The 18,824-nt window shown below is 34.7% G+C and carries 19 protein-coding genes and 1 pseudogene; 8 read left to right on the top strand and 12 right to left on the bottom strand.

What is annotated here, in order from left to right; all coding sequences use genetic code 11:
* Positions 1–201: 201 nt before the first annotated feature.
* From H9N25_RS06535 to H9N25_RS06525, 3 genes and pseudogenes are all read right to left on the bottom strand, one after another.
* Positions 202–836 (bottom strand): annotated as a pseudogene (locus H9N25_RS06535) (peroxiredoxin).
* 163 nt (positions 837–999) lie between these two features.
* Positions 1,000–2,097, bottom strand: a complete 1,098-nt coding sequence (locus H9N25_RS06530) for a S1C family serine protease (protein ID WP_167293930.1) — start codon at positions 2,095–2,097, stop codon at positions 1,000–1,002.
* 6 nt (positions 2,098–2,103) lie between these two features.
* Positions 2,104–2,670, bottom strand: coding sequence for an RNA polymerase sigma factor (locus H9N25_RS06525; RefSeq protein ID WP_057934273.1), 567 nt, complete (start codon positions 2,668–2,670; stop codon positions 2,104–2,106).
* 201 nt (positions 2,671–2,871) lie between these two features.
* Here H9N25_RS06525 and H9N25_RS06520 point away from each other — a divergent pair, with 201 nt between their 5' ends.
* The 6 genes from H9N25_RS06520 (at position 2,872) to H9N25_RS06495 (ending at position 6,259) form a co-directional block, all read left to right on the top strand.
* Positions 2,872–3,090, top strand: a complete 219-nt coding sequence (locus tag H9N25_RS06520; RefSeq protein ID WP_167293929.1) for a hypothetical protein — start codon at positions 2,872–2,874, stop codon at positions 3,088–3,090.
* 147 nt (positions 3,091–3,237) lie between these two features.
* On the top strand, positions 3,238–3,456 hold the full coding sequence (locus tag H9N25_RS06515; protein WP_116251789.1) for a hypothetical protein: 219 nt from the start codon (positions 3,238–3,240) through the stop codon (positions 3,454–3,456).
* Positions 3,457–3,589: 133 nt separating this feature from the next.
* Entirely contained in the window at positions 3,590–3,811 is a 222-nt protein-coding gene (locus tag H9N25_RS06510) for a hypothetical protein (RefSeq protein ID WP_167293928.1), read from the top strand.
* A 140-nt stretch (positions 3,812–3,951) separates the two neighbouring features.
* Positions 3,952–4,158, top strand: coding sequence for a hypothetical protein (locus H9N25_RS06505; RefSeq protein WP_167293927.1), 207 nt, complete (start codon positions 3,952–3,954; stop codon positions 4,156–4,158).
* 115 nt (positions 4,159–4,273) lie between these two features.
* Positions 4,274–5,620, top strand: coding sequence for an adenylosuccinate lyase (gene purB / locus H9N25_RS06500; RefSeq protein WP_190328346.1), 1,347 nt, complete (start codon positions 4,274–4,276; stop codon positions 5,618–5,620).
* Positions 5,621–5,707: 87 nt separating this feature from the next.
* Positions 5,708–6,259, top strand: a complete 552-nt coding sequence (locus H9N25_RS06495) for a NifU family protein (protein WP_190328345.1) — start codon at positions 5,708–5,710, stop codon at positions 6,257–6,259.
* A 175-nt stretch (positions 6,260–6,434) separates the two neighbouring features.
* Here H9N25_RS06495 and H9N25_RS06490 read toward each other — a convergent pair whose 3' ends face one another.
* From H9N25_RS06490 to H9N25_RS06470, 5 genes are all read right to left on the bottom strand, one after another.
* Complete coding sequence (locus H9N25_RS06490; protein ID WP_190328344.1) at positions 6,435–7,223, bottom strand: inositol monophosphatase family protein; 789 nt, start codon at positions 7,221–7,223, stop codon at positions 6,435–6,437.
* Positions 7,224–7,275: 52 nt separating this feature from the next.
* On the bottom strand, positions 7,276–8,427 hold the full coding sequence (locus H9N25_RS06485) for a prolipoprotein diacylglyceryl transferase (protein WP_190328343.1): 1,152 nt from the start codon (positions 8,425–8,427) through the stop codon (positions 7,276–7,278).
* A gap of 435 nt (positions 8,428–8,862) precedes the next feature.
* Positions 8,863–10,185, bottom strand: a complete 1,323-nt coding sequence (mtaB, locus tag H9N25_RS06480) for a tRNA (N(6)-L-threonylcarbamoyladenosine(37)-C(2))-methylthiotransferase MtaB (RefSeq protein WP_190328342.1) — start codon at positions 10,183–10,185, stop codon at positions 8,863–8,865.
* Between the two features lie 216 nt (positions 10,186–10,401).
* The gene (locus H9N25_RS06475; RefSeq protein WP_190328341.1) at positions 10,402–10,953 is read right to left on the bottom strand and encodes a hypothetical protein; all 552 of its coding nucleotides are present in this window, start codon (positions 10,951–10,953) and stop codon (positions 10,402–10,404) included.
* A gap of 44 nt (positions 10,954–10,997) precedes the next feature.
* A complete protein-coding gene (locus H9N25_RS06470; protein ID WP_190328340.1) occupies positions 10,998–11,570 on the bottom strand; it encodes a UbiX family flavin prenyltransferase in 573 nt (190 codons plus the stop codon).
* Between the two features lie 604 nt (positions 11,571–12,174).
* On the opposite strand from H9N25_RS06470, the gene H9N25_RS06465 reads away from it, so the two are divergent.
* Positions 12,175–14,028 carry a PAS domain-containing sensor histidine kinase gene (locus H9N25_RS06465; protein WP_167293919.1) on the top strand — a complete coding sequence of 618 codons (1,854 nt, stop codon included), beginning with the start codon at positions 12,175–12,177 and terminating at the stop codon, positions 14,026–14,028.
* A gap of 25 nt (positions 14,029–14,053) precedes the next feature.
* On the opposite strand, the gene H9N25_RS06460 is transcribed toward H9N25_RS06465, so the two are convergent.
* The gene (locus tag H9N25_RS06460) at positions 14,054–14,260 is read right to left on the bottom strand and encodes a cold-shock protein (RefSeq protein WP_167293918.1); all 207 of its coding nucleotides are present in this window, start codon (positions 14,258–14,260) and stop codon (positions 14,054–14,056) included.
* Between the two features lie 303 nt (positions 14,261–14,563).
* On the opposite strand from H9N25_RS06460, the gene H9N25_RS06455 reads away from it, so the two are divergent.
* Positions 14,564–14,764, top strand: a complete 201-nt coding sequence (locus H9N25_RS06455) for a DUF3606 domain-containing protein (RefSeq protein WP_167293917.1) — start codon at positions 14,564–14,566, stop codon at positions 14,762–14,764.
* 192 nt (positions 14,765–14,956) lie between these two features.
* Here H9N25_RS06455 and H9N25_RS24420 read toward each other — a convergent pair whose 3' ends face one another.
* From H9N25_RS24420 to H9N25_RS06440, 3 genes are all read right to left on the bottom strand, one after another.
* The gene (locus H9N25_RS24420) at positions 14,957–15,025 is read right to left on the bottom strand and encodes an HPP family protein (protein WP_255524648.1); all 69 of its coding nucleotides are present in this window, start codon (positions 15,023–15,025) and stop codon (positions 14,957–14,959) included.
* 252 nt (positions 15,026–15,277) lie between these two features.
* Complete coding sequence (locus H9N25_RS06445; protein ID WP_167293916.1) at positions 15,278–16,141, bottom strand: OmpA family protein; 864 nt, start codon at positions 16,139–16,141, stop codon at positions 15,278–15,280.
* Between the two features lie 74 nt (positions 16,142–16,215).
* Entirely contained in the window at positions 16,216–18,726 is a 2,511-nt protein-coding gene (locus tag H9N25_RS06440; RefSeq protein WP_190328339.1) for a beta-L-arabinofuranosidase domain-containing protein, read from the bottom strand.
* Positions 18,727–18,824: the final 98 nt, after the last annotated feature.

Here is an 18,824-nt window from a genome sequence, read left to right as displayed (position 1 = left end):
AATAAAAAATTGTATAAAATAAATAAACCTTTTACGCCTTGATCATCATTTCATTTAACCAATTGACTATTATTATGAATAAAACAACCAGTTTAAGCGTTAATTTTGAAACAAAACTACCAAATATAATAATTTATAGATATAAAGCAAGTCATTTCTGTCCATTCAACAAGAATGTTGCGTTGCCATAAAAAAATCGAATTATTTATTTGGCTGAGGAGTTGTACGGAGATATGGCTTAATTACACGGTGTCCTTTCGGAAATTTAGCCGGAATATCTTCGGTTTTAATGCTATTTACTACAATTACATCTTCTCCATCTTTCCAGTCGGCTGGCGTAGCTACACTATAATTTGCAGTAAGTTGTAAAGAATCGATCACGCGTAATACTTCATTAAAATTTCTTCCGGTTGATGCCGGATACGTAATGGTTAATTTCACTTTCTTATCAGGACTGATGACGAACAATGAGCGGACTGTTAAAGTTTCTGAAGCATTTGGGTGGATCATATCATAAAGATTTGCCACTGTTTTGTCTGGATCTGCTATGATTGGAAATTCTACAGAAGTATTTTGAGTTTCATTTATATCGTTAATCCATCCTTTATGCGACTCGGCAGAATCAACACTTAGTGCAAGAACTTTAACGTTTCTTTTTTCAAACTCCCTTTTAAAGCTGCAGTTCTACCCAATTCTGTTGTACAAACAGGTGTATAATCAGCAGGGTGAGAAAACAACACGCCCCAGCTATCGCCTAAATAATCGTAAAAATCTATTTCGCCAATGGATGTGTTGGCCTTGAAATTCGGTGCGGTATCGCCTAATCTTATACTCATAATATTATTAATTTAAATTTGACTAAAACAAATCTAAACAATAGTATAGTAAATACATAGATTTAATATTAATTTAAGACCCCAAAATTACAATTCCAATAAAAAACCCTAAAGAAACAATCTTCAGGGTTTAAGAATATTAATTTGTTTGGGGTGTTGCTTTTTAATAAACTTTGATCATAAAAACATAATCTTCTAGTTTTTCGATCTGTTTGGTACGTTTTAAACCAGCAAGTAAACTTTTCTTATTTGTACCTAATCTATTTACACCTAACGAATCTTGAGGAATCGCTCTCATGGCTTCTAAAATATATTTTGATTTAATGGCAAAAGCCGCCCCCTCTGTCTGATCTTGCTTACCACTGATAATACCAACCAAATTACCATTATTATCTAAAAGTGGTCCACCACTATTTCCCGGATTAACCAGAATCGAAACCTGATATTGGGTAGTATCACCAATAAAGCCACTTCTCGAGCTTACTGAACCCTCTCCTAGCACAATATCATCTTTAGGATATCCTAAAGTGTATACGTTTTCGCCTATATTACTGATGCTCTTTTTAATTGTATAAGGAATTGTAGATAAGCCGCTAAAATGTTTATCACTTATTTTAAGAATAGCAATATCGTTTTGCGGATCAGTATACACTGATTTTACTTTGAAAGATTCTCCCTTACTATTTTGTACATACAGGGAATCGGCACCGTTTACAACATGAAGATTCGTTAATATATATCCGTTTGTAGAAACAGCAAACCCGGTTCCTCCAAAATTACCCGAATTAGGCTTTTTAGGTGAGTTATGCAGTGTATTTGCTTTAACATCAAGAACAAGGTTATTTTGAGATTGTTTTACACGCGAGATCTCTCTACTCATTCGCTCATAAATAGCTTCCTGCTTGTTATTATGTTGAATAGAGTAAATTGATATAAGCGACAGAACAATAAAAGAAGCTGCAACTGCAACAACTGATTTATTTTTTCTCCAAAGTTGAATAATTTTTGAAGGATGGGGTTTAAGTGTATCAGCTAAACCTTCTACATCAATTTCTGAATGAATGTGATTTAACTGTTCTTTTAAGCGCAATTGTTCAGCAAATGCGTCCATAGATGCTAAAAAGAACTTATGCGAAACTACTCTATGGTCTACTGTGGCATCATTAAGGCGCAGCTGTTCAAAAGCTTCAGTTTCCTGTGCATTAAGTTTACCTAAAAGATAATCTTCAATAATTGCATCTAATTCCAAATCGTTTCTCATTTCAAATTATGGTTGAAAAAATATTTTCTTTAACCTTTGCAGGCACTTATATTTCTGCGTTTTTGCATTATCGGTATTGGTATAGCCAAACTTTTCGCAAATATCCTGCATGGATAAATTGTGGATATAAAAATCCTGAATAATGGTTTTACAAGGTTCACCCAGGTGATCGAGTGCCGATTGCATTTTTACAAAAGCAGCGTCTTTCTCTTCGTGGTGCTCTACATCCTCCTCAACAGCAAATACATCTTCATAATCGGTAATATTACCGGCTTTTTTACTGTTTAAGCTAAGTTTCTTTAGCCAAATACGCCTGCAAACCGAATAAATATAAGTTTTCAGTTTGCTGCTGAGCTCAAAATTACCAGCTTTAATTTTGTTATATAAAATGATTATGCCTTCTTGATAAACATCTTTTGCATCATCCTCATCACCATTATTGTTTAGGATAAACTGCAAAACCATCGCATAATAAGCTTTGTATAACTTGTTAAGTGTATCTTCTGAGTTATTTAGGATACCTAAAATAACCTCTCTATCTGTTGGAACTGAACTCTTTAAACTGTTATTCACTAGTTAATACATTTTTCTATAAATAGTAACCCAATATTAGACAAAAAATATTTATAGCTACTATAAATGCTTAATACAAACTTAAAGCAAACGGTAACCCAAATCTCAAAAAAAAATATTTTAACTTTTTTCTAAATTGTCGGGTTACCTTTTTACCTTTGCGGCATTAATAAGAAATTAATTACTTAAAAAATTCAAAAAATGAAAAATGCATTCAAATTAGGCTTTTTAGCTTTAGCTTTATCTTTATCAGTTGTTGCTTGTAAATCAGAAAAAAAAGCTGAAGGTGCTGATACAACTTTAACTGATTCTTCAACTGTAATTACTGACACTACTAAAAAAGATACTACAGTAAAAGATTCTACAGTTAAAGATACAGCTGTAAAAACTACAACTACTACAACTGAAGTTAAACACTAGTCTAACTTTAACATACAAAAAAGGCCTTAAATTAAGTTTTAAGGCCTTTTTTATTTTTATTTCATTTTTTTTAATTTATTGGGTTACCTTTTTCATTTACCTGTATTAAGAGGTAAATTAATTAATTACTAAAAAAAATACTCAAAAATGAAAAATGCATTCAAATTAGGCTTTTTAGCTTTAGCTTTATCTTTATCAGTTGTTGCTTGTAACTCAGAGAAAAAAGCAGAAGGTGCTGATACTACAGCTACTGATTCTTCAACTGTAATTACTGACACTACTAAAAAAGATACTACAGTAAAAGATTCTACAGTAAAAGATACAACTGTAAAAACTACTACAGAAAAAACTGAAGTTAAACACTAGTCTAACTTACTTATAAGAAAAGCCTTTGGAAATTCATTTTTCAAAGGCTTTTTTTTATTTATAAAAAACAGGCGGTTACCTTTTTATATTTTGGGTATTAATAGTATATATTAACCCTAAAACATATATTAACATGAAAAATGCATTCAAATTAGGCTTTTTAGCCCTAACTTTATCTTTAACAGTGGCTGCTTGTGGTGAATCAGGCAAAAAAGCTGATGGCACAGATACAACAGTTACAGATTCTTCTACAATTGTTACTGATACAACCAAAGTTGACACATTAGTAAAAGATTCTACCGTAAAAGACACCACTGTTAAAACTAAAACAGAAAAAACCGAAGTAAAACACTAATTTAATTAACTAATTACAGTAAAAAGGTCGCTATTTCACATCGCGACCTTTTTTATTTTAAAATACTGGGTTACCTTTTTAAGTTTTTTGTATAAATTAGCAAGTAATTAATTTTTGAAACCAAACAAATTAGAAAAAAAATGAAAAATGCATTCAAAATGGGCTTTTTAGCTCTAGCTTTATCTTTATCAGTTGTAGCTTGTAAATCAGAGAAAAAAGAAGGTGGAGCTGATTCATCTAAAGTTGATTCAACAGTAGTTGATACTACAGTGAAAGACACTACTAAAAAAGATACTACAGTTAAAGACACTACAGTTAAAACTGATACTACTAAAGTTAAAAAATAGTTTTATCAAACCATTTAAAAAAAGCCTTAGTAACCTAAGGCTTTTTTTATTTAGACATCAAGACCTTAAAATCCATCAATTGTAGTAAATTTGCGGCAAAAATATAATCCGCATAATGAATTTAACATCACTACAAGCTATTTCACCTGTTGATGGTCGTTACAGAAAAACTACCGAAAGTTTAGCTGCTTACTTTTCGGAAGAAGCACTGATTAAATACCGTGTTTTTGTAGAAATCGAATACTTTATCGCACTTTGCGAAATCAACTTGCCTGGCTTAGAAAATTTTGACCGAAATCTTTATGCTGAATTACGCAAAATTCACGAAAATTTCTCAGAAGCTGATGCTTTAGAAATTAAAGAAACTGAAAAAGTAACCAATCACGATGTTAAAGCTGTTGAATATTTTATTAAAAATAAATTCGACACCTTATCTCTTCAAAACTACAAAGAGTTTATCCACTTTGGCTTAACCTCTCAGGATATTAATAATACGGCCATTCCATATTCAATAAAATTGGCTTTGAATAACAGCTATTACCCAGCAATTAACACTTTAATTGAAAAAATAAATGCGCTGGCAATCGAGTGGAAGGATATTCCAATGTTGGCACATACACATGGCCAACCAGCCTCTCCTACCAAATTAGGCAAAGAGTTTTTAGTTTTCGCCGAGCGTTTGGCTATTCAGGTAGAGAGTTTAAAAAACATCCCTAATAGCGCAAAATTTGGTGGTGCTACCGGAAACTTCAATGCACACTTTATTGCTTATCCGGCAGTAAACTGGGTTAATTTTTCCAACCAGTTTGTTAACGAAACTTTAGGTTTAACCCGTGCACAACATACTACACAGATTGAGCATTACGATCAATTTGCTGCACAATGCGATGCGTTAAAACGGATAAATAACATTATTATAGATTTAGACAGAGATATATGGACGTATATTTCTAAAAACTATTTCAAACAGAAAATAAAAGCCGGAGAGATTGGCTCATCAGCTATGCCACACAAGGTTAACCCAATCGATTTCGAAAATGCGGAAGGAAATGCTGGAATTGCCAATGCTTTATTCGAGTTTTTCGCTGCTAAATTACCAATCTCGCGGTTACAGAGAGACTTAACCGACTCTACTGTTTTAAGGAACGTAGGTGTTCCTTTTGGACATACCTTAATTGCTATAAATTCTACTTTACGTGGATTAAACAAGATTTTGTTAAATGAAGCTGCCTTACATGCCGATTTAGATGAAAACTGGGCAGTTGTTGCCGAAGCAATTCAAACGGTTTTAAGAAGAGAGAACTATCCTAACCCTTACGAAGCCTTAAAAGAATTAACCAGAACAAACGCAAAAATCAATGCAGCAAGTATTGCCGAATTTATTGAAGGTTTAGCGGTTTCGGAAGCTATAAAAGTGCAATTGAGAACCATTACGCCTTTTAACTATACTGGCGTTTTCTAGTCAAATTAAATTGACGTTAAGCAGACAGCTAACAAGGGTTTTATTGGTGACTAATTGTTAATTTTGTTTATTCAAATTGATTAAGACATGACGATTAACGTATATACAGAACAGACTCCAAATCCAGCTACCATGAAATTTATGGTAAACAAACTGTTAATAAATGGCAGTGAGGATTTTGCAACTAAAGAGAGTGCAGAGCATTCGCCTTTTGCTAAAGAGTTATTTAAGTTCAACTTTGTTTCTGGTGTTTTTTTCGCCAGTAATTTTGTTACCATTACCAAAACAGATGATGCAGAATGGACTGATATTGAAGCCATTCTAAAAGAATTTGTAAAGGGTGCTGTAGAATCTGAATTAAAAATTAAAGAAGCAACCGCCGAAGAAGCGCCTGCTTTTGAAGGTACAGAAACCGAAGTTAAAATTCAACAGATTCTGCACGATTATGTACGCCCAGCTGTTGAACAGGATGGTGGTGCCATTACGTACAAATCTTTTGATGAAGGTGTGGTTACGGTAGAGCTGCGAGGCTCTTGCAGTGGCTGTCCATCATCTACCATTACGCTTAAATCAGGAATCCAAAACTTATTGCAGAGAATGGTACCGGAAGTTACAGAAGTCGTTTCAGAAGCGCTTTAAAATTGTGCATTTTTCATAGTATATAGTGAAAAGGTCCTGATGAGAATCGGGACCTTTTTTGTTGTACACCACCGTCACCCTGAACCGAGCCTAAGCGAGCTCACCGAAAGTAATTTATTTCAGGGTCTTCATGCGAAAAGGATGCTGGAATAAATTCAGCATAACGTTACTTCTACTAAAAATACTGCTTAATCGCAGTTAGCATTTCAGCAGTTAGTTTACCATTGGTGGCCAATATCTCTCTTTTCTCAAAATAATCATGACCTCCAGCGAAATCGTACACCTCTCCTCCTGCCTGCTGAACAATAAAACATCCGGCTGCAAAATCCCATTGCTGCAGATTATATTCAAAAAAAGCATCGAAACGTCCACAGGCCGTATATACAAGATCTATCGCCGCGGCACCAATTCTACGCACTCCATGGCTTTTCTGCATCATTTCCGTCAATAATTTTAAATATTGAGGCTGTTTATCAAACTGATAATATGGAAAACCTGTAGCCAATAAACTCGATTTTAGATCAGGATTGATGGAAACCCTAATTTCTTTTTTATTCATAAGGGCAGGTCCGCCTTTATATGAATAAAACATTTCTCCCCTATTTAATTCGTAAACTACACCAATTACAGGTAACCCATCTTCATAAAGTGCCACGCTAATGCCATAGGTTGGAATACCATGGATAAAATTAGTTGTACCATCTAAGGGATCAATGATCCAGGTATAAGTTTTACCTGTTCTATTAATAGTTTTCTCTTCGGTTATAAAACCTGCATCAGGAATTAATTTTTCGAGGTTTTGAACCAGTTTCTGCTCTGCTGTTTTATCAACATAAGAAACCATATCATTTAACCCTTTATATTCAATTTTTTGGGCATCGAATTGCATCGACTCTTTGCGGATAAAATTTCCGGTAAGTTTAACAATAGAGATTATCTTATTGCATAATAATTCGTAATTCATAGCTATTTAACAAACGAGGCGTTTATTGGATTAAAGATGAACTTATTAAAGTTTAAGCCAGTTGATTCTTGTTCCTTAAAGCATAAGCACTGAGTGCTATACCACCTACTACAAGAAAAGTAGATATCATTTCTGCCTGCGTAAAAGGAGGCAAGCCAAAAACGTGGTATTTTGAATTTACACGGATTAATTCGATACAGAAACGCTCAATACCGTTTAATATCATGTATATACCAAACATTAAACCTGGTGCCTTTATTTTATCTCTGATGCGCCATAAAAAGGCAAAAAGGATTAAACAGATAATTACTTCGTAAATCGGTGTTGGGTATACGCCTTGCGCCAATTCGTTACAAAACTTGCCGGTACAACCAGGAATCGGGATACCTTCTCCTACTACGTTGTTCGGGTATTTATAAGACCACAACCAATCTGGCAGCCACGAAAATGGCTTTGGATTTGAATTTACAATACCCCAGTCCCCATCGCCAGCTAAATGGCAACCGATTCGACCTACAGCATAAGCCAGCATCATTCCAGGCCCACCTACGTCAAGCATGTGCAAGGGCTTAATTCCATTTCTTTTAGCGATAATTAATACGGCCGCACCGCCACAAATTAAACCACCATAAAAAGTTAAACCACTAAACGATAATAAGCGCTCTATAGGATGTTGAACAAAATCATCCCAATACTCTAAATTATCGAAGAATTTTGCCCCTAAAAAGCCCCAGATAGCTGCCCAAACAATCAGATTACTCATCGTTTGGTATGGGTGAATGGTTACCTGTGTTTCTTTTGGTTTATCTAATTTATGTTTATTTTTTTCGGTATAATCCCAATAGGCGAATAAACCTGCAAAAAACAAACCACCAATTATATTTCCTTTGGTCGACATTAAAATCGACTGTGCGTCATTTACAAAAAGTTTGTAGTTTAATAGTGCATAAACCAATTTATAACCAATAACAAAGCCAAAAAGGCCATTCATGATCAACTCTGATGTGGTAGCAGGTTTCCCAACCACAATTGTTTTTTTAATTGGATGGAGTATGCCCAACGCTTCTTTACGCTTAAGCTCTTTGGTAAAAGCCCAATAACCGGCAACAAAAGCCAGTGCTACAAAAACACCAAAAGTATTAAACGGAAGCGGTAAATTAATACCGAATAAGTATTCTAAAAAATGTGAAACGGTAGGAAACATACAAATAGTTTGTTGCGAAGATAGGAAAGAAAGACCAAAGCTGAAAGATTAAAAACCAAAGCTTAAAGACTAAAAATGGAAAGGCTTCAGGCGCTAAGCTGAACGACCAAAATAGATGATTAAAAGCTAAAAAAACTCTTTTTTTGTTTTTGAAAAGCGCAGTACCATGTTTCATCGGTTATTCCAGTCCTGCGCTCCAATTTACTCTCCCGATTGAAAACCTGTGAAACAAGCAAGCACACCATAAAAAAGCAAAAACTGTTTTTAGACCGGGATTCGTGCCCGCTCTGGTCAGGTTTTACTAACTTACTGGAGAAGTTCTTGGAGGATTATCAGGTGTTAAAAACAGATTCCAAAAATAAGTCTTCCTTCGACGTTCAGAACGATAGTTCAAAATATGGAGGTAGGACTTCCGATTAATGACTTCGGAATAAACTAATGGTGCACATGAGTGGTTTCCAATTCGGCTACTTCTACTTCTCCATCGGCAGTAATTTCTAAAAGCTTAACTGCTTTCAATTCATTTACCATAACCGGATCGTATTTGGCACGTACTTTTACATAGTTTTTTGTAAAACCATGCATGTATCCAGATTTCTGATCTGCTTCGAAAAGCACTTCAGCTTCAGCACCAATTTGAGATTCGTAAAAAGCCCTCCGCTTTTTATCAGATAAGATATGAAGCATTTTACTGCGCTCATTACGCTCACTTCCTGCCACAACACCCTTCATTTCGGCTGCAGCTGTTAATTCGCGCTCAGAGTAAGTAAATACATGTAAATAAGAAATATCAAGTTGGTTTAAAAACTGATAGGTATCCAAAAAATCTTCCTTCGTTTCGCCAGGGAAACCCACAATCACATCTACACCTATACAACAATGTGGCATTACTTCTTTAATTTTGGCCACACGCTCTACATACAAATCGCTACGGTAACGACGGCGCATTAAGCCTAAAATTTTATCAGAACCTGACTGTAGTGGAATATGAAAATGCGGAACAAATCTTTTAGAAGTGGATACAAACTGAATAATTTCATTACTTAACAGATTTGGCTCAATAGATGAAATTCGGATTCTTTCAATTCCTTCTACTTCATCCAAAGCCTTAACCAAGTCAAAAAATTTATCTTCGCGTTGGCCATTTCTGATTCCGAAATCGCCAAGATTTACACCGGTTAATACAATTTCTTTAACACCGCTTTCTGCAATCATTTTTGCACGGTTTACCACGTTTTCAATGGTATCGCTACGGCTTGCACCACGCGCCAATGGAATGGTACAATAAGTACAAGGATAATCGCAACCATCCTGTACTTTCAAAAAAGTACGTGTTCTATCACCAATTGAATAAGAAGCAATAAAATTATGATTAACTTTTTCTATATTTTGCTGATGAACGAGTGCTTTTGGCTGTTTTGTTAGGTCAGTGATGTATTCAACAATTCTGAATTTTTCTGCAGCGCCTAAAACCATATCAACGCCTTCTATTTCGGCAATTTCCTGTGGTTTTAATTGGGCATAACAACCTACAATGGTTACAAAGGCGTTTGGAGAATATTTTAAAGCTTCTTTAACCACTTTACGGCATTTTTTATCAGCATGCTCAGTAACAGAGCAGGTATTGATCACATAAACATCAGCCTGATCCTGAAATTCTACTACGGCATAGCCTGCATCGGTAAATAAACGACCGATTGTTGATGTTTCGGAGAAATTGAGTTTACAACCTAATGTATAAAATGCTACCTTTTTCATTGAGGCTGCAAAGATAGGAAATTTGTTCGGAGTTAAATGTTTGCCCTTTACAGAACTGACAAATTAACGACTATAAATTTTTAGGAATACAAATCCTTGTACCGTCTTTTAATATTTGCTCCTTCATTCCGTCAGGGCAACTTCTTTTCTCACAACCAGAGAAACAAAACACTGATAACAAAGTAAAAATGCATATTAAGGTATATCTTTTCATCATTATTTATTGCTGGAATTATACGATTTTATGTAAGCTCTGATGGTATCAAATGAATAGCTATCATTCATTTTAAACTGATCGGTAAGTAAAACATTATCGCCTATCAGATCGAAAAAATGCTCTTTACGTTCTTTTCTCGTTCCGAAAATCTGGTTACTTTTAATTTCAAGAAGTGGTCCTTCGCCTTTATAGGCATACCAAATTAAAGTATAATTGTTATTACCATAAGCATAATAGTACTGAACAAGATTGATTTTTCCCTTTTCGAGCCTAAGCAAAAACTCTGGTTCATTTAATTCCGGCCTGTATTTGGCTAAATAATTGATACTTTTTTCTGCAACAAAAAGCTCTTTGGTACTATCGATATTGATTTTACTGAATTTGTTTGATCCCTCGGGCTTAAACTTGTAAAAGCCGATAAATTGTTTTTTAAATTCACCTTTTAAAGTATCGTTTTTTGAATTAACCAGAAAATCCTGTTGAGCTTTTGCATTGGAAAAAAATGCGCATAATACTACACAGCATAAGATAGAGCGTAAAAATAGTTTCATGATATTGGTTTAATCGAACAAAAATATTCAAAATTCAGCAAATATCAATTACTTTCTTGCCACCGGTAACTTTCCTGTTCGAAGCCCGCTAAATCCAATACCCTGCTAATTACTGTTCCGGCAACTTCTTCAATCGTCTGGGGCAAACTGTAAAAAGACGGATTAGCTGGGCAGATGATTCCTCCCGCTTCAGTTACGGTTTTCATATTGTTAATGTGAATCAGGTTAAATGGGGTATCCCTAACTACAGCTATTAATTTTCTACGCTCCTTTAACACCACATCAGCCGCCCTCGAAATCAAATCGTTAGATATTCCATGTGCTACCCTACCCAAAGTTCCCATAGAACATGGGATGATAATCATCGTATCATATTTTGCCGACCCCGATGCAAAAGGGGCATTAAAATCGTTTTTACTGTAAAAGGTAAAATCTTTAAAATGATTATAATCCTGGTTTCCCAGTTCGAATTGCCACACTGCCTTTGCGTTATCGCTCATTACTATACCAACGGTCTCAATCTGATCTTTTAATTTTAATAACCGATCGAATAAAACCTTTGCATAAATAGAACCGCTGGCACCAGTAACTGCAACAATCACTTTCTTTTTCATCATAACACAAAAATAGTTTTTCTAAATCCATTAAAACAAAAAAGGGCCAGAACAATGTTCTGACCCTACATCTACCTATGAAAAACATACCCTCGAAAGGGTAAGAACAAATATATATAAATTTTTAAAAAAATGTAAGTGTGAAATGTTAAATCGCTCAAATCAAATATTTAATTCAAAAAACAAACACAACACACTGATTATCAAATAAATAATTTTTAATAAAAATACATAAAAACTTTTTTTTAGCTTAAAAAGACAAATTTTTTAACAAAAAACAGCCTCAAATTGTCTTACAAATTAGTCGTAATTGCCAAGTAAGGTCTCACTTTACACTTTCACTATGCATTTTACGCTTTTGACTTTACAATTTTTTGATCTTGATATAACATAAAACAAAATCAAATTCATCAAACTTTACCTGAAATGTTTTAACGATAGCAGATTAAAGACTCTAAAACAATGCTGGAATACAACAATGCACAAGCAAAAAAACAATCCCATTATAATTTATACTATTTTGTATGATAAATATTATAATATCCTTACAAATCGGTTGGCGATTAAATGTTTAAGAATTATATTTGGGAAGTGTCAACTTAAATTTATGATAGATTTAGCCTCTCCATTCTTAAAAGCACTGTTAAAACATTCTAAGAGTCCAATAGTCATTTTTAAAGTAAAGCCAATATTAGTGGTGGTAGAACATAATGATGCTTATCAGGCTTTAATAGCGCGCGTGGGTGGAAAATTAAAATTCTATGATATCGACATTATCCCAAACCTATTATCTGATGCTGAAAAAAATATTCTGATTAAAACAGTTCAGAAAGTAAGCGAGCTTAAGGCAAAGCAGACGCTGGTTATTCATCCCATCTATTCAAACTCACCCAACGTAAAATGGGAATTAGAATTTTCGCCAGTATTACAAAATGATCGTCCGGTTGAATACCTCATCTGTTCATTAAGGGAAATTCCAATAGATGAAAATGACCTTGAACATATTTTATTTGAACTTTCAGAAAGTGAAGCACGTTTTAGGGGATTTTTTGAGCAGGCACCTTTAGGCATGTGTGTATTAAAAGGTCCGGAACTTATTACGGAGTATGCAAACGATAACATATTAAAACTTTGGGGTAAAAGCAGAAAAGAGGTTATCGGGATTTCCCAGGAAGAGGCACGGCCTGAACTCGAAAAACAGCAAGCACTTGTAAAACGTGTAAAAGATATTTTTAAAAATGAACAGCCCTTAACGATCAATGAATTAAAACTTTCGACACCGGTTTCTGATGGTTATTTCATTGCTTTTTATGAGCCCTTAAAAAATGATAAAAACGAAGTAACCAGAATTTTAGTGATTATTAAAGATATTACAGAGCAGGTAAACTTTAAAAAAGAACTACTTAAAGCTAAAGATATTTTAAAAATAGCCATGGATGCATCGGAAATGGGCTCATGGAATATCGATCTGGAAAGTAAACAGGTACTTTTATCAGAAAGGGCACAACAAATTTATGAACTGGAAAATAACAGGCTGGGCATTGAGGAAGCCAAATCATTGATAAGCCCGGAAGACATTGGTCATCTTACCAGTGGTATCAGGCGTGCCTTACATCACAGAAGTGCTTTTAACATCGAATACCAAATTAACTTGAATGGAATAAGTGCTAAAAGCAAGTGGTTAAGAACAGCAGGAAAAGCCTATTATAATGAAGATGGAAAAGCCGTTTATATCGCAGGGGCTGTTTTGGATATTACGGAACATAAACAGGATGAAATTAGAAAAAATGACTTTATCGGCATGGTAAGTCATGAGCTTAAAACTCCACTAACATCTTTAAGCGCTTATGTGCAACTTTTACAGTATAAATTTAAAGAAACTGATAATGATTTTCCCATCCAGATACTCGATAAGATAAATGTTCAATTAAAAAGAATGTCGTTAATGATTGATGGCTTTTTAAATGTATCCTTGTTAGAATCGGGTAAAATTTTACTGAACAAAACAAATTTTAATCTTGTTGATTTAATTAAAACTATAGCTGATGAAAATGGAATGGTTTTACCTAGCCATTTTATCCAGGTAATTGGTTCGGAAGAAATGATTGTAAATGCCGATATAGAGAAAATTGGTAACGTGATCAATAACCTGATTGGTAACGCAGCCAAATACTCAAAAAAAGACTCATTAATTGCAATAAAATGCGAAATGCAAAAGGGTTATGCCATTGTGAGTGTAGAAGATGAAGGGATAGGCATTAGAGAAAATGATATGCCCAGACTTTTCGATCGCTTTTACCGTGTAGAGAGCCCTGATACTAAAACAATTGCAGGATTTGGAGTTGGCCTGTACATTTGTGCCGAAATAATTGAAAGGCATCAAGGAAAAATTTGGGCAAAAAGTAAATTCGGGGAAGGTTCTACCTTTTATTTCAGCTTACCTACTTCAAATAATCAATAATACCACTTGCTTAAAGTATGCGAAATTAGACCTTTATTTCTTCCATTTCTAATTTAACGTTAACTGCTACTAAGCCGCTCTTGTTTAATTCTATTTCAAAAATTACTTTCGAATTTATATTAATTTGATCAGATACATTATCTAATTGAAAGTGAATATCTTGACCATTTTCATCAATAATGATACCTAGTCCATATTCAAAGTCAATCTGAGTAACTTCTCCCTTTCTCATATCGCCCATTACAAAATACTTTTTTATAAATAACAAGCAATTATAGTCAATTTACGTATAATTAAAAATACATAAAATCATTTTTTTGAATAATTACAAATTACTGAATCTGCATTTTTTATTACTAAAACGATTTAATTTAAGAGAATAAACGCTTTCGATGTTATACTTTGTGAATGAAATACAAACAATATTTTTTTTTAATCAGCTGTTTTACAACTTGTTATTACAAATAAAAAAAACTATTTTTATAGAACTAAATCGAGCTTCTGCGTGCTAATAATTGAATTAATGATCACAATTATGAAAAATCTCACCCAAACCCTGAATATCAAAGAAGAAATCATTTTATTATCTGAAGAAACAGACCGAAATTACTGGGCTAAACGTTTAGGTGTAAGTTCTGAAGTTTTGAAATCTGCTGTGAGGGCAACAAGAAGTATCATGTTAAATCAGATCACAGCTTATTTAAACCAGCAAAAGAAAAAAATCAGTATTTCTTAGCCTTTTATGGAGCTGAAATTTAAATACGGTCGGCTCTTTTATCTGCGGTAACGGTGCCAAATCCTATACCATTTTTATTGTTAGGGTAAGTGCGATTGCTGTGCTATTTTTATTATAATAGCCATCAGAAGCAAAATAAAGACACCAGATAAAACGGGGCATAGTACATAAAGGTAGCCTAGCGATTGGATTTTAGCCTCTTATATTGGCACTAAGTGCGGTAGCCCCACCTGGAGGATGTAGTATTTTTGTAATCTGCATTAATACAATAGATAAGAAAACCGACAAGACAGAAGATAAAATGTCCAAATATGTTCTTTAAAACTAACTAAAGTTTCTTTATAAGCAATATATTTTGCTGTTCGAAGGTATCTTCTTATCCGTTTTCTCATAACCCATAATGGAGCGCGGGCAGAATAAACAAATATTAGAAAGCAAGAGGAAAGCTTTCTATACAAAAAAGGGCTCGAAAAATTAATTCCAGCCCTTTATATGTTTAATTATTTTATGCTTTTATTTTTGAGATTGCTCAGGTGCTTTTCCGATCAGGTCCATAAACTGATCTAATTTAGGCGTAATAATAATTTGTGTACGTCTGTTTTTCGCCTTTCCTCCTGCCGTAGTATTATCAGCAATTGGATTAAATTCTCCACGCCCACCGGCAGTTAAACGTTTAGGGTCAACAGCATACTTGTTTTGCAATACCTGGACTACTGACGAGGCACGCAAGGCACTTAAATCCCAGTTGTTACGGATATTTGTTTGAGCAATAGGCACATTATCAGTATTACCTTCTATTAACACATCATAGGTATCGTAATCTTTAATAATTTTGGCAATTTTGCTTAAAGTCTCACCAGCTTTATCAGAAACTTCATAGCTGCCCGATTTATATAACATATTATCAGCTAAAGAGATGTATACTACACCCTTAAGTACTTGTACATCAACGTCACCTAATTCTTCCCTGCTCAACGATCGTGTTAAGTTATTAGTTAACACCATATTAAGCGAATCGCTTTTGTTTTTGGCATTAACCAGTTGTTTGATGTATTTATTTGAACTATTAATCTCATCAACCAGTTTCGAAATATTAACATTTCCCTGACTACTAGAATTTAAACATTTGTTTAAAGCTTCTTGCAATGCCGTTACGTTGGCCTTTTCTGACGCAATCTGCTCTTCTAAACTTTTAACCCTACTGGTACTTCCACTAAGTTCACGCTGACTATCCTGGTATTTATTACTTAGCTCCTGATTTCTTTCTCTTAACTTAGTATAAGTATCCTGAAGTTCGGCATACTTCTTATTACTTACACAACCCGCAGCAAGTGCAAGGGTAAAGAGCATTATGGGAATTGATTTGTATAATTTCATAATTTTACTTTATTTATTACTGCTATAGTTAACAAATTCCTTGCCGTAAAGTTTAAAATCGCCCTGAGCAGATGTTAAAAGGCGTTAATTTTTACCGAATCGAAGCTTGCCAATGCTTTATACGCTCTTAATCCTATACTACCAGAGGTGTATTGATTATCTGTTGCTGAAAGAACAGGCTGAGCTGATCCGTTGATAAAAATGTCAAATTTATCTCCCTTTGCCACTATCTTTAAGGTATACATTTTGTTCATTTCAACAGGATATTTTCCTGAACTTATGACGGTCCATTTTTGCCCGCTAGCTTTTCCTAATAATATGTTCCCATTTAATTGATCTAATCCCACATAATAGCCTTGGTAAGCATCGGGGCCAATAGCTGGATTAGAAACCCTGAACATTAAACCAGCATCGCCTGCAGTATTGATTTTAACATCTGCCTGATAAATAAAATCTTTAAAATCTGTTCCATTAGCCACATATTTAGATCCATTTATACCATAACCACCAGAACCTGAATTTGATGCCGCGTTAACCTGCCCATCTTTCCAAAACCAGCCGCCTCCATAAAAAACCCAATTGCGGGCCATTCCGCGATCAAAGTTTTCAACTAAAGTTTTATTTATTTTTTTGGGCTCACCGATTACTGGGAAACAGCTTAGGCGAATATTTTCAGATCCGTATGGCACCAACATAACTTCCTCCTGTTTCTCAGCTGATACAATTGGACTAAAGGGCACATCAAAAGCAGCCAGTTTATTGTAATCTAAGCCCCACGATGGAATCTTTTTTGCCTGAACCTTTACTTTAACCGGTGCGCTTGCTGCAATAAAAGGGTTTTCTGGCATTTTCGATTTTAGCACGCTAGCATTGTTTAAGCCACTTTTACCGATCATTAAACCATAATTCCATGCCGATTCTGGGTGGATTTCGTAATCTGTAAAACCAGCAACAGGATGCGTTTTGGTTACCTTATTTACCGCCTTAATTTCTAGTGCATAAACAATAGGTCCACGTTCTACACTTATAGAATTGTTTACCTGGGCATGGGTGGTAATTTCCATTGGAAAATTCAGTTCTAATTGGTCCTGATTATTCCATTCGCGGGCGATGGTAAACATTTCTCCAGCTTTTACTCCTTTTAATATAATTCCATTTAGTTTAATACTTGGCTTTATACTCCAAGCTGGGATTCTTAAAATTAACGGAAAGGAGGTTGCAGCAGCAAGTTCTACTTTTAATCTGATCTGTTCTTCGAAGGGATAATTGGTTTCTTCAGTGATTTTTATCTTTTTGTTTTCGGCCACAACAGTTTTTATTTCCATAGGTCCATAGGTAATTATAGCCAAACCTTTCTCTGGAGTAGCTACTACACTACTTTTTACAAAATAAGGCCAACCCATGTGCATGTTATAGCGGCAGCAGCCAAAACCCGAATATGGACTGGAAATGATACCTGTGGCATAATCTTGATTAAAGCCTTGCTCGCCATGAATACTTTGAACCTGATTGGGTAGTGTATAATATGAATGGTTTTTAAAATCTCGACTAAACTGTGCAGGCAAAGCATTAAAAGCCACTTTTTCCAATTGATCGCCAATTTTTGCATCATGAATAACCTTTGCCGCTGTTTCTAAACTTTGCATCCATTCTACCACAGTACAGGTTTCTACCCCTTCAATACTGCTTGTACCTGCCAGGAACTCAGTTCCAGAGCCTAAACCTTGGGGCTGACCATGATCGTGCATAATATGTGCTATGCCCTTAGAAAGTGCTTCCAAATTAGAGGGGTGATCTTCAAGTTGCGCATAAACTCCAGGGAATTTTAATGCCTGAGCCACATTAACCATATGTTTAGGCTGAAAATCATCACCAAAAAAGTAAAATCCATTATTGCTATAAATATCAATCCAAGGGTATGCCTGTTGTTTTAACTTTTCTACGAGTTTTAATAAATCCTGTTCGCCGGTTTTATTGTAAAGCCAAATGGCAATTTCCATATTATCGGCTGCTCTTGCTTTAGCCCAATCTTTTAATGGATCAGCATCGAGATTATTAAGCTCGTATTTAAAATATTTTGATAGAAACGGAATAACCCTTTTATCATTTGTAGCTTCATAATAACTCTGCAGGGCATACAACATGGGTATGCGTGGCCACCAATCTTTCATTTTTGGCGGACCAAACAATCCATTCGCTTGCTGATTGTTTAAAGTCCAATCGATATATTTTTGCGCTTTCGCTTTTAGCATTGGATCGTCTAAGGTATAGGCTAATGCGGCTAAACCTTTAACATAATAGGGTACCCGCTCCCACCCATTTCCGTCACCGCCCAACCAATCGGAATTTTTACCCAAATTATCTTTTTCCGGATACAACTCTTCAGCCATTCCTGTTGCACCATCTCTTTGTTGCTCTAACTGTTTTAGCAGCCACCCTTTAGCTTTAATACTACCAACTGGCAATTGCACGTAAACATGTTGTTTTAAAGGCGTTTTATTAAAGTCAGTTAAATTTTGGGCACACAAAGTATGCATGGATAGACAGGAAACCAGAAAATAGATTAAGGCAGGTATTCTTTTCATAAAAGGACAATTGGTTAGATAATATTTTATAAAAATAATAAATATGAATGAATATTAAAACGATTTAGTAATCCAGATTTAAACAATAAAAAAACACC

This window comes from Pedobacter riviphilus, from assembly GCF_014692875.1.
Classification (GTDB): Bacteria; Bacteroidota; Bacteroidia; order Sphingobacteriales; family Sphingobacteriaceae; genus Pedobacter; species Pedobacter riviphilus.
This window is presented reverse-complemented; position numbering and strand designations above follow the sequence as displayed.